This is a genomic window from Eisenbergiella porci, from assembly GCF_009696275.1.
Classification (GTDB): Bacteria; Bacillota; Clostridia; order Lachnospirales; family Lachnospiraceae; genus Eisenbergiella; species Eisenbergiella porci.
In genome coordinates this window covers 1-17190 of the sequence record NZ_VUMI01000014.1, presented here as the reverse complement: position 1 = coordinate 17190, position 17190 = coordinate 1, and the positions used below count along the sequence as shown (strand labels likewise).

Annotated in this window: 26 protein-coding genes, 1 tRNA gene and 1 pseudogene; 24 read left to right on the top strand and 4 right to left on the bottom strand. The window is 47.8% G+C overall.

Annotated elements, in window-relative coordinates; translation table 11 throughout:
• Positions 1–63: 63 nt before the first annotated feature.
• Positions 64–1467: an MATE family efflux transporter gene (locus FYJ45_RS10295; RefSeq protein ID WP_154464533.1), complete on the bottom strand. Its 1404-nt coding sequence runs from the start codon at positions 1465–1467 to the stop codon at positions 64–66.
• Between the two features lie 372 nt (positions 1468–1839).
• On the opposite strand from FYJ45_RS10295, the gene FYJ45_RS10290 reads away from it, so the two are divergent.
• The 7 genes from FYJ45_RS10290 to rpsI all read left to right on the top strand — a co-directional run bounded on the left by FYJ45_RS10290 (position 1840) and on the right by rpsI (position 7021).
• Positions 1840–2727, top strand: a complete 888-nt coding sequence (locus FYJ45_RS10290) for an energy-coupling factor transporter ATPase (RefSeq protein ID WP_154464532.1) — start codon at positions 1840–1842, stop codon at positions 2725–2727.
• A complete protein-coding gene (locus FYJ45_RS10285) occupies positions 2717–3577 on the top strand; it encodes an energy-coupling factor transporter ATPase (protein ID WP_154464531.1) in 861 nt (286 codons plus the stop codon). The genes FYJ45_RS10290 and FYJ45_RS10285 overlap by 11 nt, the downstream gene beginning before the upstream one ends.
• Before the next feature lie 3 nt (positions 3578–3580).
• Complete coding sequence (locus FYJ45_RS10280) at positions 3581–4384, top strand: energy-coupling factor transporter transmembrane component T family protein (protein WP_025487400.1); 804 nt, start codon at positions 3581–3583, stop codon at positions 4382–4384.
• Positions 4381–5175: a tRNA pseudouridine(38-40) synthase TruA gene (truA, locus tag FYJ45_RS10275; protein ID WP_154464530.1), complete on the top strand. Its 795-nt coding sequence runs from the start codon at positions 4381–4383 to the stop codon at positions 5173–5175. The genes FYJ45_RS10280 and truA overlap by 4 nt, the downstream gene beginning before the upstream one ends.
• Positions 5172–5930: a 5'/3'-nucleotidase SurE gene (gene surE / locus FYJ45_RS10270; RefSeq protein WP_154464529.1), complete on the top strand. Its 759-nt coding sequence runs from the start codon at positions 5172–5174 to the stop codon at positions 5928–5930. The genes truA and surE overlap by 4 nt, the downstream gene beginning before the upstream one ends.
• A gap of 234 nt (positions 5931–6164) precedes the next feature.
• The gene (gene rplM / locus FYJ45_RS10265; protein ID WP_021633750.1) at positions 6165–6593 is read left to right on the top strand and encodes a 50S ribosomal protein L13; all 429 of its coding nucleotides are present in this window, start codon (positions 6165–6167) and stop codon (positions 6591–6593) included.
• Positions 6594–6625: 32 nt separating this feature from the next.
• The gene (gene rpsI / locus FYJ45_RS10260) at positions 6626–7021 is read left to right on the top strand and encodes a 30S ribosomal protein S9 (protein ID WP_021633751.1); all 396 of its coding nucleotides are present in this window, start codon (positions 6626–6628) and stop codon (positions 7019–7021) included.
• A 157-nt stretch (positions 7022–7178) separates the two neighbouring features.
• Here the strand turns inward: rpsI and FYJ45_RS10255 are convergent, their stop codons facing one another.
• A complete protein-coding gene (locus FYJ45_RS10255) occupies positions 7179–8231 on the bottom strand; it encodes a tyrosine-type recombinase/integrase (RefSeq protein WP_154464528.1) in 1053 nt (350 codons plus the stop codon).
• Positions 8232–8390: 159 nt separating this feature from the next.
• Positions 8391–8957, bottom strand: a complete 567-nt coding sequence (locus tag FYJ45_RS10250) for a hypothetical protein (RefSeq protein ID WP_154464527.1) — start codon at positions 8955–8957, stop codon at positions 8391–8393.
• Between the two features lie 62 nt (positions 8958–9019).
• Here FYJ45_RS10250 and FYJ45_RS10245 point away from each other — a divergent pair, with 62 nt between their 5' ends.
• Complete coding sequence (locus tag FYJ45_RS10245; protein WP_154464526.1) at positions 9020–9229, top strand: helix-turn-helix domain-containing protein; 210 nt, start codon at positions 9020–9022, stop codon at positions 9227–9229.
• A gap of 231 nt (positions 9230–9460) precedes the next feature.
• On the opposite strand, the gene FYJ45_RS10240 is transcribed toward FYJ45_RS10245, so the two are convergent.
• Positions 9461–9841, bottom strand: a complete 381-nt coding sequence (locus FYJ45_RS10240) for a helix-turn-helix domain-containing protein (protein ID WP_154464525.1) — start codon at positions 9839–9841, stop codon at positions 9461–9463.
• Positions 9842–10049: 208 nt separating this feature from the next.
• Here FYJ45_RS10240 and FYJ45_RS10235 point away from each other — a divergent pair, with 208 nt between their 5' ends.
• The 16 genes and pseudogenes from FYJ45_RS10235 to FYJ45_RS10160 form a co-directional block, all read left to right on the top strand.
• Positions 10050–10229 (top strand): hypothetical protein, encoded by a 180-nt coding sequence (locus FYJ45_RS10235; RefSeq protein ID WP_154464524.1) that lies wholly within the window; start codon positions 10050–10052, stop codon positions 10227–10229.
• Between the two features lie 53 nt (positions 10230–10282).
• Complete coding sequence (locus FYJ45_RS10230) at positions 10283–10498, top strand: hypothetical protein (protein ID WP_154464523.1); 216 nt, start codon at positions 10283–10285, stop codon at positions 10496–10498.
• A 19-nt stretch (positions 10499–10517) separates the two neighbouring features.
• Positions 10518–10691: a hypothetical protein gene (locus FYJ45_RS10225; protein ID WP_154464522.1), complete on the top strand. Its 174-nt coding sequence runs from the start codon at positions 10518–10520 to the stop codon at positions 10689–10691.
• A gap of 318 nt (positions 10692–11009) precedes the next feature.
• The gene (locus tag FYJ45_RS10220) at positions 11010–11285 is read left to right on the top strand and encodes a hypothetical protein (protein WP_154464521.1); all 276 of its coding nucleotides are present in this window, start codon (positions 11010–11012) and stop codon (positions 11283–11285) included.
• Positions 11282–11500: a hypothetical protein gene (locus tag FYJ45_RS10215; protein ID WP_154464520.1), complete on the top strand. Its 219-nt coding sequence runs from the start codon at positions 11282–11284 to the stop codon at positions 11498–11500. Before FYJ45_RS10220 ends, FYJ45_RS10215 begins: the two co-directional genes overlap by 4 nt.
• Before the next feature lie 89 nt (positions 11501–11589).
• Positions 11590–12177, top strand: a complete 588-nt coding sequence (locus FYJ45_RS10210; RefSeq protein ID WP_154464519.1) for a hypothetical protein — start codon at positions 11590–11592, stop codon at positions 12175–12177.
• A gap of 13 nt (positions 12178–12190) precedes the next feature.
• A tRNA-Ile gene (locus tag FYJ45_RS10205) sits at positions 12191–12262 on the top strand.
• A gap of 37 nt (positions 12263–12299) precedes the next feature.
• A complete protein-coding gene (locus tag FYJ45_RS10200; RefSeq protein ID WP_154464518.1) occupies positions 12300–13115 on the top strand; it encodes a DNA-3-methyladenine glycosylase family protein in 816 nt (271 codons plus the stop codon).
• Positions 13116–13134: 19 nt separating this feature from the next.
• The gene (locus FYJ45_RS10195) at positions 13135–13404 is read left to right on the top strand and encodes a hypothetical protein (RefSeq protein WP_154464517.1); all 270 of its coding nucleotides are present in this window, start codon (positions 13135–13137) and stop codon (positions 13402–13404) included.
• Positions 13405–13421: 17 nt separating this feature from the next.
• Entirely contained in the window at positions 13422–14240 is an 819-nt protein-coding gene (locus tag FYJ45_RS10190) for a single-stranded DNA-binding protein (RefSeq protein ID WP_154464516.1), read from the top strand.
• Between the two features lie 4 nt (positions 14241–14244).
• Positions 14245–14532 carry a hypothetical protein gene (locus tag FYJ45_RS10185; RefSeq protein ID WP_154464515.1) on the top strand — a complete coding sequence of 96 codons (288 nt, stop codon included), beginning with the start codon at positions 14245–14247 and terminating at the stop codon, positions 14530–14532.
• The gene (locus FYJ45_RS10180; RefSeq protein WP_154464514.1) at positions 14523–14939 is read left to right on the top strand and encodes a hypothetical protein; all 417 of its coding nucleotides are present in this window, start codon (positions 14523–14525) and stop codon (positions 14937–14939) included. The genes FYJ45_RS10185 and FYJ45_RS10180 overlap by 10 nt, the downstream gene beginning before the upstream one ends.
• A gap of 177 nt (positions 14940–15116) precedes the next feature.
• A complete protein-coding gene (locus tag FYJ45_RS10175; RefSeq protein WP_154464513.1) occupies positions 15117–15869 on the top strand; it encodes a rolling circle replication-associated protein in 753 nt (250 codons plus the stop codon).
• A 20-nt stretch (positions 15870–15889) separates the two neighbouring features.
• Complete coding sequence (locus FYJ45_RS10170) at positions 15890–16045, top strand: hypothetical protein (protein WP_154464512.1); 156 nt, start codon at positions 15890–15892, stop codon at positions 16043–16045.
• Positions 16032–16538, top strand: a complete 507-nt coding sequence (locus FYJ45_RS10165) for a VRR-NUC domain-containing protein (RefSeq protein ID WP_154464511.1) — start codon at positions 16032–16034, stop codon at positions 16536–16538. Before FYJ45_RS10170 ends, FYJ45_RS10165 begins: the two co-directional genes overlap by 14 nt.
• 251 nt (positions 16539–16789) lie before the next feature.
• Positions 16790–17190: pseudogene (locus FYJ45_RS10160) on the top strand (site-specific integrase); the annotation flags it as partial.

Here is a 17190-nt window from a genome sequence, read left to right as displayed (position 1 = left end):
GGCCGGAAGGGGCCGAACCTTTCTGATTACGCTTTTTTTATGAGAAAAGGAAAACGTGGGCTTTTACGCCGCCTGTCCGCGTCCGGTGCCAATTTCCATCAGGCTGCCGGTCCCTTTCAGATATTTCATGTACACAATGACAAAGGCGGTGGTTGAGGTGAGCGCCGCAATGCCGTCCGCAATCGGCTCCGCATAGAATGCGCTTGCCGCGGTAAAAGCGAAGGGCAGCAGGCAGGTGGCCACAAAATAGGTGGTCTTGCGGAACAGCGACAGGAACAGGGAAAGTCCGGTCATTCCCAGTGCAGTAAGGGAATCCACGAAGGTATACTGCAGGCTTAAGGGGATTATCATCATGGTAAAGGCGCGTATGCCCCAGACGGAAAGCTCTATGTATTCTGCATTATTGGTAAAAATACCTGCAAATGCCGCGGGCAGGAACCGGGAAACCAGAAACATAAAGGAAGTGAAGCCGATACACAGCATAAGCACGCAGAACACGATTTTCCGGATACGCTCCGGCTTGTTCGCACCGTAATTAAAGCTGATAAGCGGCTGGGAACCGCCGGTAATCCCCAGCATGGGGGAGGTAATCAGCATCATATAGCTCTGGACGATGGTGGCGCAGGTGATGAGCGTATCCCCGTAGCCCGGCCCGCCGTGATACTGCAGGACCGCATTCATCGCAATGATGATAATGCTGTCGGTGGCCAGAATCAGGAAAGGGGAAAAACCCAGAGCCAGGATCCTTTTGACAAGTACAGGATCGGGCCTGCGCAGATGGAGGGGGACCGGCATGCTTTTCCTGTAAAGGACGCAGAGGACGAAAATGCAGGAAGCCAGCTGGGCAAGCACCGTGGCCACCGCGGCCCCTGCGATATCCATATGGAAAACAAAGATAAACAGCGGGTCCAGTATAATGTTCAGGATGGCGCCGATGAGCGTCGTCACCATGCCTAAGAGCGGATACCCCTGGGCGGTAATAAAGTAATTCATTCCCATGGAAAGCAGTGCAAAAAAGGTGCCGCAGGTATATATGGTCAGATAGGTATTGGCATAAGGATAGGTCACATCACTGGCGCCGAACCAATGAAGAAGCATTCCCTTGCTGAGCAGGAAAATCAGGGTCAGCGCCGCAGAAAACAGAATCAGCGTGGAAAAACAGTTCCCCAGTATTTTTTCCGCATCTTTTTTATCATTCTGTCCGAGACGCATGGAAAAGAGTATGGATCCGCCGATGCCGATGAGCGTGGCAAAGGAGGACAGAAGGGTGATGATGGGCGCGCATACGCCGGCCCCTGCCAGGGAATCGGCCCCGGCAGCCGGAATATTGCCTATATAAATGCGGTCTACGATGCTGTACATAACGTTGACGAACTGAGCGAACATAAACGGGACGGATACCCTGAGTACCAGTCCTGGTACGGAATCATTTCCAAAATCATTGACATGCTTCTTTTGTGTTTTCATAGCTCCCCCCTGATGGATAAATTGGCGTAGAAAGAATTTTCTACACCAGCTATAGATTATAACCAACTGTGCCGCCAACTGCAAGAATTATTATCACCGTTTTCTTGTAATTAACAGTCCAGCCTCCGGCCGGACCGAATTGTTACTGTATCCACCCACGATAAGTCGCCTCCGGCGAGGGGCGGATGCCTGCTTCTTCCACGTTTTCTCACGGTTTGTGCAGTGAATGCGCAAACCTGCCTGAACCTGCCTGAACTGTTACTCTTGTAATTCTTTATAGACTCTAGTAAAATAGGAAGGTGGCCGTAATTGAAACCAATATTTGCAGTTGTATACCTATGGCTGCACCAATTTTCAGATACAGGATAGCATATGGAAAACGAAGCGGTAAAAGAGATTATAAAAACAAAAGAATTAACCTTCGATTATATCAGGCACGATGAGGAAGGAAACGAGGACGGGACAATCCGGGCTGTGGACAATGTGAGCCTGGAGGTGAAGCAGGGTGATTTTATCGCCATCCTGGGGCACAATGGTTCCGGCAAGTCCACGCTGGCAAAGCACATCAATGCGCTGCTGGTGCCCACCTCGGGAACCGTCTGGGTGGACGGCAGGGTAACCGCTGAAGAAAGCAATGTCTGGGATATCAGGCAGACGGCGGGCATGGTGTTCCAGAATCCGGACAACCAGATCATCGGGCAGGTGGTGGAGGAGGATGTGGGCTTCGGACCGGAGAACATGGGAGTCCCCACAAAGGAAATATGGGAACGCGTGGAGGAAAGCCTGAAGGCAGTGGGAATGTACGAATACAGGAAGTATTCGCCCAATAAGCTTTCCGGCGGACAGAAGCAGAGAGTATCCATTGCGGGTGTCCTGGCCATGCATCCCAAGTGCATCGTGCTGGATGAGCCTACGGCCATGCTGGATCCCAGCGGCCGCAGGGAAGTAATACGCGCGGCACGGGCGCTGAACGATGTGGAAAATGTGACGGTTATTCTCATCACCCACTATATGGAAGAGGTCATTCATGCGGATAAGGTTTTTGTCATGGATGAGGGACAGGTGGTTATGGAAGGAACGCCGCGGGAGGTTTTTTCCAGAGTGGAGGAGCTGAAGAATCTCCGGCTGGATGTGCCGCAGGTGACGCTGCTTGCCTATGAACTGAAAAAGAAAGGGCTTTTGTTGCCTGATGGAATCCTTACCACGGAAGAACTGAAAAGGGAACTGCTTAAAATTACGGAGAAACAAAATGGCGATTAAACTGGAGCATGTGAATTATATATATGACGCGGACACCGAGCTGTCTGTGGCGGCGCTGAAGGATGTATGCATTTCCATAGAGGACGGGCAGTTTATCGGGCTTATCGGACATACCGGTTCCGGGAAATCCACGCTGGTGCAGCATCTGAACGGCCTGCTGAAGGCAACGGACGGCGCGATCTATTATAATGGAAAGAATATTTACGACAAAGATTATAATATGAAGGAGCTGCGCAGCAAGGTGGGGCTGGTATTCCAGTACCCGGAACATCAGCTTTTTGAAATCGATGTTTTTACCGATGTATGCTTCGGACCGAAGAACCTGGGGCTTTCCAGGGAAGAGGCGGAAGGCCGGGCCAGGGAAGCGCTGGAGCTTGTGGGGATCGGTGAGGAATATTATCAGCAGTCACCCTTTGACCTGTCCGGCGGGCAGAAAAGAAGAGTGGCCATTGCGGGCGTGCTTGCCATGAAGCCGGATGTGCTTGTCCTGGACGAGCCTACCGCAGGGCTGGACCCGAAGGGAAGGGATGAGATACTGGGGGAGATCTCAGAACTGCGTGAAAAAACAGGAATGACGATTGTGCTGGTATCCCACAGTATGGAGGATGTTGCTAATTATGTAAACCGTATTATTGTGATGAACAAGGGCAGCGTGATGTATGACGATGAACCGAAAAAGGTGTTCCGCCACGTAAAAGAGTTGGAAGCGGTGGGACTTGCTGCCCCTTCGGTGACTTATATCATGCATACGCTGAAGGAAGCGGGGCTTGCGGTGGAAACGGACGCAACCACGCTGACGGAGGCCAGGGATGCCATTCTGGCTGCCTGCGGCTGCGGGAAGGAAAAATAGGCTATGTTAAGAGACATTACATTAGGGCAGTATTATCAGACCGAATCGGTGGTGCACCGGCTGGATCCAAGGGTCAAGCTGATGGCCACGGTGATTTTTATTATATCGTTGTTTGTGGTGAATAATTTCTGGGGCTATCTGCTGGCGGCAGGGTTCCTGGCGCTCGTTATCCGCCTTTCCCATGTCCCCTTTAAATTCATGGTCAAGGGCATGAAGGCGATATTGCTTCTGCTGATCCTGACCGTGGTATTCAATCTTTTTCTGACGCCGGGAGAACCGCTGATTACGCTGTGGAAGCTGACTATTACAAAAGAGGGCCTGATAACGGCAATTAAAATGGCAGTGCGTCTGAGCTTTCTGATTATCGGCTCCTCCGTCATGACGCTGACAACAACGCCGAATAATCTTACGGACGGAATGGAAAGCCTGCTTCATCCGCTGAAGAGAATCCATGTGCCGGTTCACGAAATTTCCATGATGATGTCCATCGCCCTTCGTTTTATCCCCATCCTTTTGGAGGAAACGGATAAAATCATGAAAGCCCAGATTGCCAGGGGAGCAGACTTTGAGAGCGGGAATCTGATTAAAAAGGCCAAAAGCATGGTGCCTCTTCTTGTGCCGCTTTTTATTTCCGCCTTCCGGCGTGCCAATGACCTTGCCATGGCGATGGAAGCGCGCTGCTACCGGGGCGGGGACGGCAGGACGAAGATGAAGCCCCTGATTTATAAAAAGAGGGATTATACCGCCTATGGTATATTGGCGCTTTACCTGACGGCCGCTGTTGTAATAGGAAGGATTTTGCTATGAAAAGAGTGATGCTGACGGTTGCCTACGACGGTACGAACTATCACGGATGGCAGCTGCAGTCCAATGGAATCAGCATTGAAGAGGTTTTAAACTGCTGCCTGACGCAGCTTTTGAAGGAGCCTGTGCAGGTCATAGGAGCCAGCCGGACGGACGCAGGCGTGCACGCCTGGGGGAATATTGCGGTATTTGACACGCAGGCGCGCATGCCCGGGGAAAAGTTTTCCTATGCATTGAACCAGCGTCTTCCGGAGGATATCCGCATCCGGGATTCCAGGGAGGTGCCCGCGGATTTCCATCCCAGAAAAACGGACAGCATAAAAACCTATGAATACCGCATCCTGAATGAAGAATTTCCCAATCCGGTGAAGCGGCTTTACAGCTATTTTACTTATATCCCGCTGGATGAAAAAAGAATGCGGGAAGCGGCGCTTCTGTTTGTGGGAGAGCATGATTTCAAAAGCTTCTGCAGCGTCAACGCCCAGGTGGAATCCACGGTGCGCACTATTTACAGCTGTGATGTGGCGCGGGAAGGGACGGAGCTTATCATCCGCATTTCGGGGGCGGGCTTCCTATATAATATGGTACGCATCATTGCGGGGACGCTGATGGAAATCGGCAGCGGCAAACATCCCCCGGAAGCGGTAAAGGAAATGCTGGAGGCTAAGAACAGGGCGGCGGCAGGCCCCACGGCACCTGCCAGAGGGCTGACGCTGATTTCCTATGAATTTCCCGTGCTGAAGGAGAAGACCGGGGAGCAGGCGGCTGAAGAAAAATCGGAGAAAACGGTATGAGAAGGATACTTGTGGTAAATGATGACGGCATAGGAGCCGAAGGAATTGTCAGGCTGGCGGCAGCGGCAAAGAACCTGGGAGAGGTGTGGGTGGTGGCGCCCGGACAGCAGTGCAGCGCCATGTCCCACTGCATTACGGTGCGGGGAAGCCTGCAAATCAGGCAGGAGGATTTCCCGGTACCGGGTGTCATGGCCTACAGCGTGGCGGGAACCCCCGCCGACTGTGTGAAGGTGGGAATCCGCCACCTTATGCAGGACAGGCCTGATGTGGTATTTTCAGGAATCAACTGCGGGTACAATGTGGGCGTGGATATTTTATACTCGGGAACAGTGGGAGCAGCCATGGAGGCGTTGCTGAACGGGATTCCGGCCATCGCTTTTTCCGAAGAACGGGGCGGGACGAGCGAGGCGGCGGATGCCTGCCTTCTGTCAGTGGCCGAAAAATTGCTGGAAGCGGGCTGTGCGCCGGATGAAATATGGAATGTGAATTTTCCCGGTTGCCCCTTGCGGGAGCTTCGGGGAATCCGTGAAAACCGTATCCCGGAGAAAACACAGTTTTATATGGATAATTATCTGGTGGAGGAAGGCCCGGAGGGAGGTCTGCAGCTTTCCGTCTGTGGGATCCCGTCCAAAGCGGCGGCGCCCGGAACGGATATGGAAGCGGTCCTGGAGCGGTATATTTCCATCGGAAAAATAAGAAACACGGTCCTGGGAGCCCAGGGTAGGACCGACGAACCCGGAAATGCCCTGTTTTAGGCGCAAAAAGGCCAATTTTCTGCGAATTTTCTTAAGAAAAGATATTGACACGCGCGGATCCGTATAATATAATAACTCAATGTGACGATGTTGAAAAATGTCTTACCAAAGCCCCGGAAAGACATTTTGATATATAAATAATACGTGGAAAGCTCCAATTCCCAGAGCGATACCATGTGAGCCAGTCATACGGACCAAAGGGTCCAAATCCGTACAAATCGATGGAGGTATACTATGAAGACATTTATGGCTAATCCGGCTAAGATTGATAGAAAATGGTATGTTGTTGATGCAGAAGGCCAGACACTGGGCCGCCTTGCATCCGAAATTGCCAAGGTTTTAAGAGGAAAGAACAAACCGGAGTTCACTCCTCATGTTGATACAGGAGATTACGTAATCGTAATCAATGCAGAGAAGATTCAGGTAACCGGAAAGAAGATGGATCAGAAGGTTTACTATCATCATTCCGATTACGTAGGCGGAATGAAAGAAGTTACCCTGAAAGAGAAAATGGCTAAGAAACCTGAACAGGTTATCGAACTGGCTGTTAAGGGTATGCTCCCCAAGGGACCTTTAGGAAGACAGATGTACACGAAACTTCACGTATATGCAGGACCGGAGCACAAGCATGAAGCTCAGAAACCTGAAGTACTGACATTTTAATCCAAAGGAATCTATTAAGGAGGAAATAGAAAATGGCTAACGCAGCAAAATATTACGGAACTGGCAGAAGAAAAAAATCTATCGCAAGAGTATATCTTGTACCTGGAAAAGGTGATATTACTATTAATAAAAGACCCATCGATGAGTACTTCGGACTGGAGACTCTGAAGGTTATCGTTCGTCAGCCCCTGACAGCTACGGAAACAGACGGCAAATTTGACGTTCTGGTTAACGTAAAGGGCGGCGGATACACAGGACAGGCTGGCGCCATCAGACACGGCATCGCAAGAGCGCTTCTTGAAGCTGATACAGAATTCAGACCTACTCTGAAGAAAGCAGGCTTCCTGACACGTGACCCTCGTATGAAAGAAAGAAAGAAGTACGGTCTCAAAGCAGCTCGTCGCGCGCCTCAGTTCAGCAAGAGATAATTACACAGAGAAACTACAGAAACGCACAACCCCGGAAATATTCAGTATTTCCGGGGTTTTTCTTCGTTTTTGGGTATTTTCTCAAACAGTATAAAAAAGTATGAAATTTTAACGGTAAGTAACACGTAAGAAACACGTAAGTAACACTATTTTAGGCCTATATTTTGTTTATGGCGTCCTTAAGTTCCGCAAGTTCAAAGTGCGTATATACCGTTTCCGTAACGCCCTGGCCTTTATGGCCGACTATCTTTTTAATAACGCGTTCGTCCACTCCGGCAGCAGCCAAAAGGGATATGCAAGTATGGCGCGTATCATGCGGGCGGTGGTTCATGCTTAACGCTTCTATTAGTGGCGTCCAGTAACTATCATAATAATTTCTGTATTCAAAGTGGCGGCCGTCCGGTGTGCTTAACAGGTATTCGCAGTCGTTAAGATTTAACCAGTATTCAAAGAACGGTACGACCTTTTCGGCAATAGGTACCGTACGTATACCTGCGGCCGTCTTTGCTTCCAGTATCTTAAAGCAGCGCCCTGGTAAGTCTATTTCTGTCTTTTTCAAGTCTAACAGTTCTGATATACGGCACCCGGTATAAATAAGCAGCAGGACGACGGTATAATATATATTTGTGTCCTTAACGTCCCACACGCGGGCGACTTCGGCAGCGCTGAACGGTTCCCGGTTGTATGCGTTCGGGTTCCCGGCTTTCTTGATATTGATATATTCCACGGTATTACGTTCCTTCGGTATTATCTCATGTATGACAGCGTATTTATACATAAGGCCTAACAGCACCTTATATTTGCGTAACGTCGGGTAGTTCTTCCCGGAGTTATCGGCGCAGGCCTGCAAGTCGTCTAATTTCACATCTACGAACCTGCGGCCAGCAATCGGAGCGCAAAGCAGGAAGGCAGCTTTATAACCTTTTACGTTACTTTCCGATACCGTCGGGAAGTGTTCGGCGTTCCAGCGTTCGTATACTTCCTGGAAGGTAATGTTAGCCGTGTCGATATTGTACGGGTTCGCGTTATAATCCGCCAGGGCTAATAATGCTTCCTTGCGCGTTTCATAGAAGCCAATAAATTTATATTTCTGTTTACTTTTCTTCGTTTTGTTATCGTTTACCCAGCCGTCCGTTACCCTGGCCGCCCAGGGCTTCCGACGGTTCCCGGATAGCTTATAAACAGAGCCGTAACCGTTTGGTAATTTCATAAAATGCACCTACTTTCTAAACGCAGGCATAAAAAATAAGCCTACTAAAACAAGCAGGCTTATGGTATAATCATACTTGCGAGGGTACTACATAAACCTGCGGGGTTGTGGGGTATCTTTCCGGCCGTTCCATGCGCCAACATGGGGCGGCCTGCTTTTTTATTTATTTAATCTTAAAACCACTTCACAGCCGAAGTTTTTAACCTGGCCTTCTTCATCACGTCCACCGCCGTATACTTCTATGGCGGAAAAATCTACTATGCGGTCTTTGTTTTCTGTAATATACGCTACTTTATCGGCTGGAATATTACCAATTTGCTGGCCGTTGGCATATACACCGTATGCGGGCTGCCCTTCCCATTCGTATGGTTTTAATTCCAGTTCTACGCCGTCCGAAAATTCGCCGTCACGGAATTTTATAGCACGTAATATTGACTGCCTGGACTTGCGGCCATTCTTAAAGGTAACGCCTGCCAGCTTTATACGTAAAAATTCGTATGCTTCGTCTTTTGGCGCTTCCTGTACTGGCATATCGTTCGGAACCTGTACGGCAGCAGGCGCGGAAGGCTTAACCTTCTTTGTATTTTTCATGGAACGCCAGCCGAAGTAAAAGCACAATGCAGCCAGGCCAATACCTACCAGCGTGGCGCCGACGCTTTCATAAGACGGAATACCAAAAACAAATACTACACCAAGAACAAATAATATAATAGTTTTTGCTTTCATAAGTTCGCTTCCTTTCGTAAAGTTAAAATTATGCTATGCCACAAAAGAAAAGGGGGTATAGCATGGAAATATTGTTATGGCAGCAGCGCACCGGGAAAAATTACACCCTGGTACAACTGGCCGAAATTACCGGAATAAGCAAAAGCGAGATAAACGCCATAGAAAACGGGAAGGTAAGCCCGCGCCTGGATACATTGGAAAGCCTGGCGGCAGGCCTGGGCGTTAATATCTGCGACCTTTACAAAAGCAGTATAACAAATTCCGGGAATTAGTCACTACTTGCGGCGCCTATTTCCGATATATAGGAAACAGCAACGCAAAGTATTGCGGGCGGCAGCAGTATTACATATAATTGCAGTTACCGACCAGGAAGGGGGTATACAATGCAAGAACTACGCCGCAGCATAATTAAAATGATACAGGCCATAGACGACCTGGAAACCCTTAAAATGATATACCAATTTATAAGGGGGATAAAAAGCAGCCATAAGTAGGCTGTTTTTTTATTTGTCCTTCCCGGCCAATGCGTCTACGAATTTCTTTACTACCTGCCATTCTTCCGCGGTAAATTCCTGGGACAAACGGCCAAGAGCAATAAAGGTATTTTTTACGAAGTCGTCCGCCTGCGGTAATGCCTGGCCGACTATGTAGGCTAATTCTTCGTCCTGGGATAAAGTATTAAACATTTCCCCGGTACCATTTCTTAACCATTCTTCGTTTACGTTAAATTCCCTACAAATTGCAAGTACCATTTGGTCGGTTACAGCGCGGCCGCCAGCTTCCATACGAGATATAGCGGCACCAGTAACGCCCAATCTTTTGCCTAACGCGTCCTGCGACAAGTGAAGAACATCATTACGTAAGAATTTTATACGTTCGTTCATGTTTTCCGCCCCTTTCTTAAAGTTTGTACCATAATCATATATTAAAATCTTACCATAGTCAAGAAAATATGCAAAAAAGTATTGACATACTTACCATAGTCAATTATAATTATGACATAGTCAAGAAGCGAGGGGCTACATAAGCCACATAAACCACCTGGGAAGGCGCCAAACTTTCCAGGAACATTACAAAAGGAGAAACAAAAGTATGAAGAATTATAAAGAAACAAAAGCAGCAGTTAAACAGTTAGTATTAAGCAAAGGGCTTAACAATATTTTGGGCGGCGACCTGGTTAGACTTTATGACCAGGGGCACAACGTAACAAATGTGCAAAATGCTATAAGCTACTTTAGATATAGCCCACAGACAGCAAAATACAGAGTGTAACAACCGAGGGGCGGACGAACCGCCCCGTACATTGCAAAAGGAGAAGCGAAAACATGAATAAAGAATTAAGAAAAATCAAAAACCAGTTACAGGACATGGCAAAAGCCGAAAGTATGAAGCTGTTTAGAATGGCAAGAAGACTAGAGAAACACGGCGGCAGCCCGGAAACGGTAAACAGAATAAGAGAAGAAGCGTTTACGCTGCATAATACCGGATACCCGGAAAGGTTATTAGACGAATTTATAAAATGGGAATTTGCCTTTAGATAATCAGAAAGGAAGTGAAAATATGAACAACACAACAGTAGAAAGACCAGTAACAGAGAAAAACCAGGACTTTGCGGAACTCATGGAGAAAGTAGCAACCCTGGCACCGCAGCAGCAGGAAAAATTGACCTTTTTTGTGCAGGGCTATGTAGCAGCAGCGGCAGGCATGAACGAGAGAAATAAGGCAGCAATTTAATAAAGGGCGGGACAGCCCGCCCGGTTATGCGCCTTTAGCTTAAAAGTAAAGTGCCGTATTGGCTTACGGAGCAGTCGGGGCAGTACCGACAGGGCGCAATAGTGGCAGGGTGGCACCTGCAACGCGGACGGCAGCAGGCAAAAAGCTGGCCGCCTGGGTATCGTGAAAAAATAGCAGCGGTTACGCCAGCTAGAGAGCGTATGGACGGTCAACAGGTTTTCGCTGGTTTTTAATGCGAAAAGCAGCAACACGATATACGTAGCCAGGAAAGAAGGCGGAACCATGAAAAAGGAACGACCGCCACCAGGAAGGCAAAATATGACAGAGGACGAAAGAAGGACAGCGGCTATACATAGATTTTATACGCTGTACCGGGAATTACAGAAATACGACAATTTACGCCTGCATACCCATAGCAGCATATACGACGACACGTTAATAGAAGCCTATAGGTACCACGGAGAAAAGAAGGGCGAACGAGTATTAAAAGTAACCCAGGAAAACGACGCAGACGCATACGAACAGGCAGCAGACCAGGTTAAAAGCCTTTTAGAGCGGGCGAAAAGTGAAGAAGAAGGAAGGCGCAGGGCATGAAAGCAGACAAAATATTACCGACAGAAGCAGCGGCCATTATTGGCGCTTCCCCGCAGTTTGTACGCGTTGGTATGCAAACGGGGCAGCTTCCTATAGGCGCAGCGGTTAAAATGTCGTCTATTTGGACTTATAACATAAGCCGGGACAGGCTGGCGGAATACGTAGGCCGTAACATAGACGGGGAATTACAGACATTACGAAAGCAAAGGGCTTAAGCATGGATAAGGAACTACTATACAACGGTTCCGGTGTAAAAGATATTACGGCCTATAAGGCCATATTACAAAGTGGGGGTACCGGAAATATGAATAATTACGAGATTAACAAGGGCGAAATTTGGGAAGTAGACAATAACGGCAGTAGTAGGCTGGTTGTTGTACTTGCCTGTTTTGAGAGATACGCAGCCACGGTAATGCTGCAAGACCAATTACCAGGCAGCAGCGCAGTAGAAGTTAGAGCGCGCGACATTATGTACGCCGACGCTGGGCGCCTGGGCTATGTATTCTATGACAAAATGGTAGATTTTGTACGGACATTATCAGACACAGAATACCAGGCATTACGCCAGGGTATAGCAAACGCCTTAAACATAGATACAAGCGACGGGGGCGACGCGTACAGCGCAGCCCTGGAAGCGGCACACCAGGAAGCAGTTATATTACGGGAAGACCTGGCAAAAGCCCAGGAAGAAATAGACAACCAGGCGGAAGAACTGGAAGCGGCCGCCAACCGCGTGGCAGCGCTGGAAGAAGAAAAGAAGAAAAAGAACGGCAGCAATTACATAGCTGCGGTAGAAGAAAGCGAATTACGCAAGTGCCTGGCAATGGCAGAGCGTGAAGCAGAAATATATAAGAGGTTGTACGAAGATTTGTTAGCCAGGGCGTTGGGATAAACGCCCGGCATAAAGGGCAGTAGTACAACGGTTAGTACGGTGGCCTTATAAGCCACTAAAGCGGGTTCAATTCCCGCCTGCCCTATTCGCGCGAAAGAATAAAGCAAAGGAGAAGTAACAGCATGGTAAAAATTAAGGCAGATAACATAAACCTGCAACAGATTGCGGAAAGCGGCCAGGCGTTCCGGTGGAACCAGTTAGACGAAAGCGGCCACAGCTATAGCATTGTAGCGTATGGCAAGTACCTGGAAGCCACGCAGACGGGTACAAAGTCCGTTTTATTGGACTGTACCGAAGCGGATTACCTGGAAACATGGGAGCGCTATTTTGATTTAAGGACAGATTACGAAGCAATACAGCTAATGGCCTGCCAGGGCGACGCCCGGTTATATGAAGCGGCTATACAGGGCTACGGTATCCGCATTTTAAGGCAGCCAGTATTTGAAACTATAATAACCTTCCTGGTAAGTCAAAATAATAATATTCCCAGGATTAAAGCGACCATAGAAAAGCTATGCGAACGCTTCGGGCGAAAAATGACAGCGCCAGGCGGGCAGCAGTATTACACATTCCCGGAACCGGAAGCCCTGGCAGACGTAGACAAGCTGCAAGGGTTAGGCCTGGGATACCGGGACAAGTACATAGCGGCAGCAGCCAAGATAGCAGCAAGCGGCTGCATAGATATAGAACGCCTGGAAGTGGAAGAATACAGCACTGCGAAGCTGATTTTAACTAATTTCCTGGGAATAGGCGAAAAGGTAGCAGATTGTATATGTTTATTCGCCCTTCACAAATTAGAAGCCTTCCCGGTGGATACCTGGGTAAAGAAAATAGAAGAACGATACTACGGCGGAAGGTTCCCACAGGAAAAATACGCAGGGTATCAAGGTGTAATGCAGCAGTATTTATTTGCTTATATCAGAAATACAGAGAAATAGAGAAAGAGAGGGCAAAACAATGGAAGAAAAGTATTTATTATTTTTACTGGGTTTTGATGTATTGTTACGTGACCGCAGAAACAACGAAGAAACGGACGGCTTTATAGTGGTACCATTCCCGGAAGAACACCCGGAAGACCTGGACGACGCCAAAGAACTTATAAAAAGGCATTACGGCCGCCTGGGGTTTGATGTAAAGGAAGTACACCACCAGGACAGCCACGTAAAGGCAATAGATTTAGTGACAGAATATGACGCGGCGCCGAATACGGACACGTTCTACGAGTAAAAGGGGGATATAGAAGCATGGATATTAACACCGCAGGGGTAGCAGGAATAGCGGCAGCAGCACCGGAAAAGCACCGCAATTTATACGGCAGGGAAAACGTATACGCGTTATGGCTGGATATTTCCAGGGACAGCGGCGTAGCAGACCGCGTATTAGTGCTATTCCAGGAAGACAAGATAAACGGGGAAACATACGGGGCATTACCTAGTGACTACATGGAACCGGGCGCCCTGGCTTCGCTGATTAAAGAAGGCAGCAGGGTAGAAGCTACAGGAACCGTACAGACCTACAAAGACAAAGACACCGGGCGCACCCAGTTATTTATATGGGGCTTGTACCTGGCGAACGTAAGCGAACATAGCCAGCAGCTTAATATTGCTTATGTTATGGGTACCATTGCAAAGCAGCCCACATATAGAGAAACACCAAAAGGAAAGCGCATTACGGATATTACCGTACGTATTCCTTCGGCGTTTACTCCGGGATTTTACAGTTATATACCTTGCATTACCTGGGAAAAGCTGGCCGAACAGGCAGCGGGATTACAGGAAGGCCAGGAAGTGTATTTAGAAGGTAGGATACAAAGCCGCGATTATGTGAAAAAGAACGGAGAAGAAAGCAGCGTATTAACAACCTGGGAAATAAGCGCCAACAAACTGCAAGCCGTAGAAAAAGACTGTAGCGGCTGCGCGTGCCCGCATTGTGCTGCGGACTGTATGTTAGCAGGCTGTAGCGGGTATCCTTCGGACGCACCGCAGGAAAACAAGGCGGAAGAACTGGAAAAATGCTACCGGGAAAGCTGCCAGCATTACGAAATGATAGAAGAAGGGGAATAAAACAATGTCAATAAAAAATATTCAGATAAAAGCAAAAGTAACACCGCACAACGCTAAACAGGTTGCCGCAGCTATGGCAGGCCTGGGCGACTTAATAGGGCAGTTTAATAACATGAAAACCCAGGAACAAATAGACGAACACGTAGCCCGTATTAACGGCTATGCCTATGCGTTGGTAAATATGGACGTTATCGAAGAAAAGACAGCAAACAAGGAAATAGCGTACGCGGCCTGCATGGCAGCAGCGGCGCGCCAGGAAGAATTAGAAGGGTTGCGGAGAAAATGGCAGTAAAACGGATTATACCCAGGTACACGAAGAAGTACAGAAAATGCCTTAACTGCTGCCAGGCAATAGAAAAGCCATTGAAGGACGACGAAATATACACCTGTATAAAGTGCGGGCAGCAGCATTTAGTAGACGTATACAAAGACTGTATAGCCTTAACGGCCGTAGAATATGCAGAATTTAGGCGCAGGCCTGCAACCATGCTAACGCATGAACAGCGCCAGGCAATACGTAGGCTAATTGCAAAGGCGGACGCCAGGGACACGGAAGCAGTAGCCTGGATAAATAAATACCAGCCCTGGTTAGAAGAATTGGCAGCAATGCCGGACGAGCAAATAGAAGCAGAATTAAACATAATGCCGGAAGAAATGCGGCGACGCGTTCTAATGTACTTTGAAAGCAGGAAGAAATAGACAAAACGAAAACGCCCCAGCAGTTTGGACGACTGCCGGGGCTAAAAAATACGGTATTTATAAAAGCATAAATATTATACCGAAAAAGTGGCGTTTTGTCAATAATTCTGCGGGTTCCAGCCCGCATTTAACACTTGATAAAAGTATTAACGAACCGACATAAAGGGGTTATAGACAATGCCATACGTAGAAAGGGTAACAAAGGCGGGTAAGACCATAGAGGTAGACCGCTACTATACCAGCCGTTACCATAAGGCAGGTATTAAAAGGGGCGACAAGGTACGGCCAACGAATGAAGCCCAAAAGAAGGCCAACACCAGGAAAGCAGAACGAACATTACGCCTGTTACTGGCTGAAAATTACCAGGACGGGGATTTACACATAGATTTTGGCTATATCCGTAAAAAAGGGGAGCCATACAGAACCAGGGAAGAAATGAGAAAAGACGCAGACGTATTTTTAAGGGAGTTGCGAAAGGTTTATAAGCAGCAAGGCCAGGAACTAAAGTACGTACACGTTATGGAAGTGGGAGAAAAGGGCAGCAGGCACCACCATTTAGTAGTTAATTACATAGACACCAGGTTAATACAAGCAGCCTGGAAGAAGGCATACCCACAAAACAGTAAAATACACTTCCACCCGTTAGACACGAACGGGGATTACAGCCGCCTGGCTGCATATCTCATAAAATACACCGATAAGACCGTAGGTACAGACGAAGCGTTACAGGGTAAGCGCTGGAACTGTAGCAAGAACCTACGAAGACCGGAACCGGAATACAGGATAATAAAAGACCGGAACCAGTATTACACAGAGCCAAAGCCATTAAAGGGTTACTACATAGACCAGGACAGCGTAAGGGTAGGCGTACATAGCGAAGAATTTTACGGGTACGGCTTTTTAAGCTACAGAATGGTGCGGCTGGAATGAATAGAAGGGAGTATAAAGGCATGGGATACGTTATTACAGTTATAGCGTTTGCGTTATGCGTGGGTGCCCTGGCGTATGCGGGGGCGTACACAATCAAAGAAGGGATTAACCAGGCTATAGAGTTTAACGAAAACCTGGAAAAAGAGAAGGAGAACCAGGACAATGCGGAACTTTAGAGTATCAGACGAAAGCGGACACCAGGAAGCAATATTTAGCTGGTGCGATTACAACCGGAACAGGTACCCGGAATTAGAATTACTGTACCATGTACCAAACGGCGGGAAGCGGGACGCAGCCACAGCCAGGGCATTAAAACGCCAGGGCGTAAAGGCTGGCATATCCGACCTGGTTTTACCAGTAGCACGCTGCGGGTACCACGGCTTATACGTGGAACTAAAGGCACCCGGCGGAAAACTGGAACAGTCGCAAGTAGATTTTTTACAGGCCGTAGAAGGGCAGGGATATTTAGCCCTGGTATGTGTAGGCTGGCAGGCAGCAGTACAGACATTAAGCGTATACCTGGACGGAGCGGAGCCGGAAGCGCAGCCGCTTAAGACCAAAAGCACGCCAAAGGAAGGTACCTACTACCTGGAATTAAAAAATAGGCAGGACGTATTAAAGCCAGCAGCTACATACGCAGACCAGGACACATTATTACCAGCAACGTAAATTACGACCTGGCAGCAGGCGTAAAAAATAAATTATATTCGCTAGGTTCAACGGAGCGAAAGAAAGGCGGAACACATGAAAGTAATTAGCATTATCAACCTTAAGGGTGGCGTAGGTTATGAAAAGCTACACATTATGCAAAGTAGGCGATAGAAAACCTTATAAATAAAGGATTCTTTGGTTGATTTACTTTTCATAATCCATCACGATTTAAGTGTATTTTTATCAAAGCACTTAAGGAGGAAAACAAGGTGGAAAATTTAACTTTGCAGCAACTAATCAACCAAACCAAGGAGGCACTCATTGAAGCTGGTGCATCCAACTATTACCAAAACGTATTTAAAACTCTTACAAAGCAACTTTTGCTCTACGCAAAAGAACATAACACGGAATCTTTCAGTATGGATTTTGGATTGCAGTTTTTAGAAGACCATTATTCCATGTCATCTAAAATCGAGCAGAAGAAATGGTGTGCAACCTATTCCCGTTGTATTAATGCTTTAGCAGAATACCAACATTCAGGAAATGTGACTCTATATCTTGTTATGGATAAAAGAGCATACACTTTTCCTGACAGTTTCAAAGACAGTGCTGAGTCCTACCTCTCCCATCGAGAGAAAACAGGAATCATTAAAAAATCAAATAAGGTTTT